Below are 2,132 nucleotides of genomic sequence, written 5' to 3'. Positions count from 1 at the left end.
TTGACAAGGTTTATATTAAGACGTTTTTTATTTATGGTGATTTCACTTTGGGTCATTATTACAGCGACCTTTTTCTTAATGCAGGCTATTCCTGGAGGACCCTTCACTTCAGAAAAAGCAGTGCCAGATGCCATTAAAAAATCTTTAGAAGCACACTATGGTTTAGACAAACCCGTTTTCTTACAGTACGTAGATTATTTGAAATCAGTGGCCACATGGGATTTAGGGCCTTCTTTCAAACAAAAATCTGAAACGGTGAATGATATTATTAATCGAAGTTTTCCAAAGTCACTTGTACTTGGTTTGGAAGCCTTGTTCCTCTCAGTTGGAATGGGTGTATTATTTGGTGTGATAGCTGCTTTGTATCATAATAAATGGCAGGATCACTCAGCAATGGTTATGGCCGTAGTAGGCATTTCAGTTCCGAGTTTTATCATGGCTACATTTTTGCAATATGTTTTTGCCATTCAATTGGGGTGGCTGCCCATTGGTAAGTGGGGGACTATTCAACAATCGATCTTACCAGCGATCTCCTTAGCAGCATTACCAACTGCATTTATTGCAAGATTAACACGCTCTAATATGATTGAGGTTATGCATCAAGATTACATTAAAACAGCTAGAGCGAAAGGGTTAAGGGATAATGTGGTTGTAGTAAAACATGCCATTCGTAATGCAATACTCCCCGTGATTACGTATTTAGGGCCGTTATCCGCTGGTGTATTTACTGGAAGTTTCATTATAGAGCATATTTTTGCTATTCCTGGACTGGGTAAACAATTCGTGCTAAGTATAACCAATCGTGATTATACTTTAATTATGGGTACAGCTGTTTTTTATAGTATTTTATTATTGATTACGGTATTTATCGTTGATATTTTATATGGTCTGATTGACCCTCGTATAAAAATAGCAGGAGGGAAAAAATCATGAATGAGAATAAGGTAATAGTGACACCAAATCATTTTAAACCTTTAAAAAAAGATTTGAAACAAGCAAATACGGTTACACGCAAGAGCCTCACTTATTGGCAAGATGTTTGGATGAGATTAAGAAAAAACAAGTTAGCGATGTTTGGTTTATGGGTATTAGTCTTTTTAATATTAACGGCTATCATTGCGCCATGGATCAGCCCATACGATTATAAGTCGCAGGTATTAGCAGATAAAAACCTATCCCCTTCAGCTGAACATTGGTTTGGGACAGACGATTTAGGAAGAGATATGTTTGAGAGAACATGGTATGGGGCACGGATCTCCTTATTTATTGGTATAGTAGCGGCACTGATAGACTTAACGATAGGGATTATTTATGGTAGTATATCAGGATTTTTCGGTCGTAAAGTGGATGAAGTCATGATGAGAATATGTGATATCCTATATGGAATTCCTTATTTACTCGTTGTAATTATGTTAATGGTTGTATTGCCCCAAGGTTTAACTACAATTATTATCGCACTTACAGTAACAGGTTGGATTCCGATGGCAAGGATTGTGCGTGGTCAAGTATTACAATTAAAGGAACAGGAATTTGTATTAGCAGCACGTTCATTAGGTGCAAATACAAAACGTCTATTATTTAAACATTTAATTCCTAATACGATGGGACCGATTATTGTTACGATGACTTTAACGATTCCTTCAGCGATATTTGCAGAAGCATTTTTAAGCTTTTTAGGTTTAGGTGTGCAGGTTCCAATTGCAAGTTGGGGAACAATGGCAAGTGATGGATTGGGTGCATTACAATACTATCCTTGGCGATTATTCTTCCCAGCATTTTTTATCAGTTTAACAATGCTAGCATTTAATGTTTTAGGTGACGGATTGCGTGATGCATTGGATCCACGTTTACGCAAATAATATAAGGTGGTGAGAAAGTTGGAAAAATTGTTAGAGGTTAAAGATTTACATGTGTCATTTCAAACTTATTCTGGGGAAGTTCAAGCTGTACGTGGAGTGAGTTTTGACGTATTCAAAGGGGAAGCCGTTGCAATTGTAGGTGAATCCGGTTGTGGAAAAAGTGTAACAGCACAAACGATCATGAAGCTGATTCCAATGCCACCAGGTGAAATTAAACAAGGGTCAATTTTGTTTAATGGGGAAGAAATTGTATCAAAAACTAAAAAAGAGATG

General features: G+C 36.9%; 3 protein-coding genes. All 3 read left to right on the top strand.

What is annotated here, in order from left to right:
- Positions 1-933: ABC transporter permease (locus ERL59_RS20620; RefSeq protein ID WP_235929986.1), on the top strand; the 933-nt coding region annotated here is incomplete at its 5' end.
- A complete protein-coding gene (locus ERL59_RS20615; protein ID WP_160648110.1) occupies positions 930-1,859 on the top strand; it encodes an ABC transporter permease in 930 nt (309 codons plus the stop codon). The genes ERL59_RS20620 and ERL59_RS20615, both read left to right, overlap by 4 nt.
- Positions 1,860-1,877: 18 nt before the next feature.
- Positions 1,878-2,132 (top strand): ATP-binding cassette domain-containing protein (locus tag ERL59_RS20610; protein ID WP_160648109.1); only part of this gene is annotated, 255 nt, incomplete at its 3' end.

The organism is Chengkuizengella marina (genome assembly GCF_009910845.1).
In the GTDB taxonomy this organism is placed as follows: domain Bacteria; phylum Bacillota; class Bacilli; order Paenibacillales; family KCTC-33759; genus Chengkuizengella; species Chengkuizengella marina.
The sequence above is the reverse complement of the archived record's forward strand: the minus strand, read 5'-3'. Positions and strand labels throughout refer to the sequence as shown.